Below are 4,764 nucleotides of genomic sequence, written 5' to 3'. Positions count from 1 at the left end.
ATCCGCGATTCCTTCATCGCCGCCGCCATCGGCGCCGGTCCGGTGGCCGAGGCCTACACGGTGGCGATCAAGCTCGCCAACATGTTCCGCCGGCTGTTCGCCGAAGGGGCGTTCGCCTCTGCCTTCGTGCCGCTGTTTGCCGGCCGCCTCGAAGGCGAAGGCATGGACAGTGCCCGCCAGTTCGCCCGCGAAACGCTGGCCGCCATGGGCTGGCTCCTGCTGGTGCTGACGGTGGTGGCGGAAATCTTCATGCCGCAGATCACCTTCCTGCTGGCCCCGGGCTTCGTTTCCGACCCCGCCAAGTTCGACCTGACGGTGGCGCTGAGCCGCATCGCCTTTCCCTATCTGGCGCTGATTTCCCTCGTCACGCTCTATTCGGGCGTGCTCAACGGCCTCAACCGCTTCGTGGCGGCGGCGTTTGCGCCGAGCCTGCTCAACGCGGTGCTGATCGCCGCGCTCGTCTGGATCTACTGGCAGGGCGAAATCGGCACCGATCTTGCCGGCTACTGGCTGACATGGGCGAACGTGGCGGGCGGCGTGCTGCAGCTCATCGTGCTGATCGTCGCCTCGGCGCGGGCCGACATGCATCTGGCCCTCATCCGCCCGCGTCTGACGCAGGGCGTGCGCCGGCTGATGGCGCTGGCCGGCCCCAGCATCATTGCCGGCGGCGTGGTGCAGATCAACGTGTTCATCGGCACCACCATCGCCTCCACGCAGGAAGGTGCGGTGGCGTGGCTCTATTTTGCCGACCGGCTCTATCAGTTGCCGCTCGGCGTGGTGGGCATCGCGGTGGGCGTGGTGCTGCTGCCCGATATCGCCCGCCGCATCCGCGCCGGCGATGTCGACACCGTCAACCACTCCATGAACCGCTCGCTGGAATTCTCCATGGCGCTGACGCTGCCGGCCGCCGCCGCCCTTGTCGCGGTCGCGCAGCCGCTGTGCGTCGGCCTGTTCCAGCGCGGCGCCTTCACGGCCGCCGACAGTGTCGCCACCGCTTCCGCACTGGCCGCCTACGGCTTCGGCCTGCCGGCGTTCGTGCTCATCAAGGTGTTCCAGCCGGCCTTCTTCGCCCGCGAGAACACCCGCACGCCGATGTGGTATTCGGCCATCAATGTCGGCGTGAACATCGTCCTCAGCCTCGCGCTGTTTCCGGTGATGGGCCATGTGGGCGTGGCCATCGCCACCACGCTGGCGAGCTGGCTCAATGTCGGCCTGCTCTATCGCGGGCTGTCGCGCGCCGGGCTCTACCGGCTCGACCGGCGGCTGCTTTCGGCGCTGTGGCGCCTGGTGCTGGCCACCGCGGTGATGACCATCGCCCTCGTCGCCATCGCCAATTTCACCGCCCCGCTCAGCGCCGCCGGCGGCCTGAAGCGCATTGCCGCCGTGCTCATTCTGGTCATCGGGGGCAGCATCGTCTATGCCGTGGCCGCGGTGCTGACGGGCGCCATCCGCCGCAGCGAGATCGCCCGCGTGCTGTCGCGGCGGCGCGGCTGACGCGGCCCGGCCGGCGCAGCGGCCGCGATGCCGCCCCGATCGGGCGGCACAACGCCGGCTGCCGCTTGCACCGGCAGGCCGGCTTCGCCATAAGGCCCCGGTACACCTGAATTCAAGGTCGATGAAGTCATGACGACGTTCGAGCCGCTTGTGTTCTCCGGCATCCAGCCGACCGGGAACCTGCATCTGGGCAACTATCTCGGCGCACTGGCGCGCTTCGTGCCGCTGCAGGATGCGTTCAACTGCGTCTACTGCGTGGTGGATCTGCACGCCATCACCGTGGCGCAGGACCCGGTCGAGCTCACCGGCGCCATCCGCGAGGTGACGGCCGCCTATCTTGCGGCCGGCATCGACCCCAGGGCCCACATCGTGTTCAACCAGTCGCAGGTTCACGCCCATGCCGAAATGGGGTGGCTGCTGAACTGCGTGGCGCGCATGGGCTGGCTCAACCGCATGACGCAGTTCAAGGAAAAGGCCGGCAAGGACAAGGAGAACGCCTCCGTCGGCCTCTTCACCTACCCGACCCTGATGGCCGCCGACATTCTCGTCTACCGGGCCACCCATGTGCCGGTGGGCGAGGACCAGAAGCAGCATCTGGAACTGACCCGCGACATCGCCGCCAAGTTCAACAACGACTATGCCGCGCGCATCGACGGGCTCGGCTTCGGCACGGAATATCTGCCGCAGCCCGAGCCGCTCATTCAGGGCCCGGCGACGCGCATCATGAGCCTGCGCGACGGCTCCAAGAAGATGTCGAAGTCCGATCCGTCCGACTATTCGCGCATCAACCTGATCGACGATGCCGACACCATCGCCCTGAAGATCCGCAAGGCCAAGACCGATCCGGAAGGCCTGCCGGGCGAACTCAAGGGGCTGGAAGGACGACCGGAGGCCGACAACCTCGTGGGCATCTATGCGGCGCTGGCCGACCGCACCAAGCAGTCGGTGCTGGACGAGTTCGGCGGCCAGCAGTTTTCCGCCTTCAAGCCGGCGCTGGCCGATCTGGCGGTGGAAAAGCTCGCCCCCATCGCCGGCGAGATGCGCCGCCTGAAGGCCGATCCGGGCTATATCGACGCGGTGCTGGCCGATGGCGCCGGGCGCGCGGCGGCAATCGCCGATCCGGTGGTTGCCACCATGAAGGAAATTCTCGGGCTGCTTTCCACCCGCCGCTGACGCGCCGCACGCCGGCCCGGCGCCCGCCGGACCGGCATTTCACAAAGGCTTTATTAGCCAAAACCATCGGCGCGAAGGCAACACAGGCCTGATTAAAGCCGCCGGCCCTCGTTTCCGGCTTGCGTGTTCTGCTATAAAAGGGGAACACCTAGGCCGGCGGGGGCGGCATCATCCATATTGCAGGCCTGGCCAGCGATTGACGGAGGAGAATATGCGGGCAGCTTTCCACCTCGACACCGCGCCGCAGCGTGTGCTCGCGCGTGCCCTTGTCGCCACGCTGGTGGTGCTGTCGGCGGGCGCAGCTTCTGCGCAGCAGGCGGGCCAGCAGAAGGCCGGCAATTCCGAGATCACCGTGACCAAGCCCTCGGGCGACTATGCCGGTCCTTATGGCCAGTCGCTGCCGGGCGTGTTCATGAATCAGGGCCAGCCCTCGGTCAGCCAGGGTCCGCTGGCTCACACCGGTTCGCCCTACCGCTGGGTCAATTCGCTGCCGCTGGTGACGGACAATCCCGATCCGCTGCCGTGGGTCGACAGCTATCACGGCACCTATTCCAAGGGCGTGATTCCCTTCTGATTTGCGGCGCTGCCGCAGGCCGCTGCGGGCGGCTCCGCACCACGCGGGGCTGCCCGTTGTCGTTTCCGGCAGCCGCTTTCCCGCCGGCGTCCGGCGAATGCCCGCGGGCGGACTTTCGCCGTAAAGGCGGAATACCGCACACAAACTTGCGCCGCGCCCTTGCAGAGCGCGGCAGAGTATGTCCAATCACTGCATCCGACGTTCTTAAAACCCGCGTTCGGCTACTTCGGTTTCTGCCGCAGCCCGCATCCGCCCCTTGAAGAAGGGGGCCGCGGCGCCGCCGCCGGCCCTGCCGGGCGCCTATCCTCCGGGGACTGAAATGGGCTTCATTGCCGATGCGCTCTCGCGTGTGAAACCGTCTGCCACCATTGCCGTCACCAACAAGGCCGCCGAGCTGAAGCGCGCCGGGCGTGACGTCATCGGCCTCGGTGCCGGCGAGCCGGACTTCGACACGCCCGAGAACATCAAGGAAGCCGCCATCCGGGCGATTCGCGACGGCAAGACCAAGTACACCGCCGTCGACGGCATTCCGGAACTGAAGGAAGCCATCGTCGCCAAGTTCGCCCGCGAGAACAACCTCGCCTACAAGCCGGCGCAGGTTTCGGTTTCCGGCGGCGGCAAGCAGGTGCTCTACAACGCCCTGATGGCCACCCTGAACCCCGGCGACGAGGTCATCGTGCCGGCGCCCTACTGGGTCAGCTATCCGGAAATGGTGCTGCTGTGCGGCGCCACCCCGGTGATCGTGGAGGCGACCGCCGCCACCGGCTTCAAGGTCACGGCCGAGGCGCTGGAAGCGGCCATCACCCCGAAGACCAAGTGGGTGATCTTCAACTCGCCCTCCAACCCCACCGGCGCGGCCTATACCCGCGACGAGGTGAAGGCGCTCACCGACGTGCTCGTGCGTCACCCCCATGTGTGGGTGATGAGCGACGACATGTATGAGCATCTCACCTATGACGGCTTCGTCTTCACCACCCCGGCGGAGGTGGAACCGGCGCTGTTCGACCGCACGCTGACGGTCAACGGCGTTTCCAAGGCCTATGCCATGACCGGCTGGCGCATCGGCTACGGTGCCGGCCCGGAAGCCCTTATCAAGGCGATGGCCAAGGTGCAGAGCCAGTCGACCTCCAACCCCTGCTCCATCTCGCAGTGGGCCGCGGTGGAAGCGCTGAACGGCACGCAGGACTTCATCCCGACGAACGCCGCCGTCTTCAAGGAGCGCCGCGACCTCGTGGTCTCGATGCTCAATCAGGCCCGCGGCATCACCTGCCCGACGCCGGAGGGCGCGTTCTATGTGTTCCCGTCCTGCGCCGGCACCATCGGCCGCACCGCGCCTTCGGGCAAGGTGATCGGGGACGATCAGGGCTTCGTCACCGAGCTGCTGGAGAGCGAAGGCGTGGCGGTGGTGCAGGGTTCGGCCTTCGGCCTCGGCCCCCATTTCCGCATTTCCTACGCCACCTCCAACGCGGCGCTGGAAGAAGCCTGCAAGCGCATTCAGCGCTTCTGCGGTAATCTGAAGTAAT

Annotated in this window: 4 protein-coding genes; all 4 read left to right on the top strand. The window is 67.0% G+C overall.

Annotated features, from left to right (window positions below; translation table 11 throughout):
- Positions 1 to 1,494, top strand: a 1,494-nt coding sequence (murJ, locus tag V7067_RS15555) for a murein biosynthesis integral membrane protein MurJ (protein ID WP_334176816.1), incomplete at its 5' end; no start/stop codon positions are given.
- Positions 1,495 to 1,623: 129 nt separating this feature from the next.
- Positions 1,624 to 2,667, top strand: a complete 1,044-nt coding sequence (trpS, locus tag V7067_RS15550; protein WP_334176815.1) for a tryptophan--tRNA ligase — start codon at positions 1,624 to 1,626, stop codon at positions 2,665 to 2,667.
- A gap of 211 nt (positions 2,668 to 2,878) precedes the next feature.
- Positions 2,879 to 3,241: a hypothetical protein gene (locus V7067_RS15545; protein ID WP_334176814.1), complete on the top strand. Its 363-nt coding sequence runs from the start codon at positions 2,879 to 2,881 to the stop codon at positions 3,239 to 3,241.
- Between the two features lie 319 nt (positions 3,242 to 3,560).
- Positions 3,561 to 4,763: a pyridoxal phosphate-dependent aminotransferase gene (locus V7067_RS15540; protein ID WP_334176813.1), complete on the top strand. Its 1,203-nt coding sequence runs from the start codon at positions 3,561 to 3,563 to the stop codon at positions 4,761 to 4,763.
- The last annotated feature ends 1 nt before the right edge of the window (position 4,764 follow it).

Origin of the sequence: Pseudoxanthobacter sp. (genome assembly GCF_036822375.1) — a bacterium.
In the GTDB taxonomy this organism is placed as follows: Bacteria; Pseudomonadota; Alphaproteobacteria; order Rhizobiales; family Segnochrobactraceae; genus Pseudoxanthobacter.
Note: the sequence above shows the minus strand (reverse complement) of the source record. Positions and strands in the feature narration are given on the sequence as shown.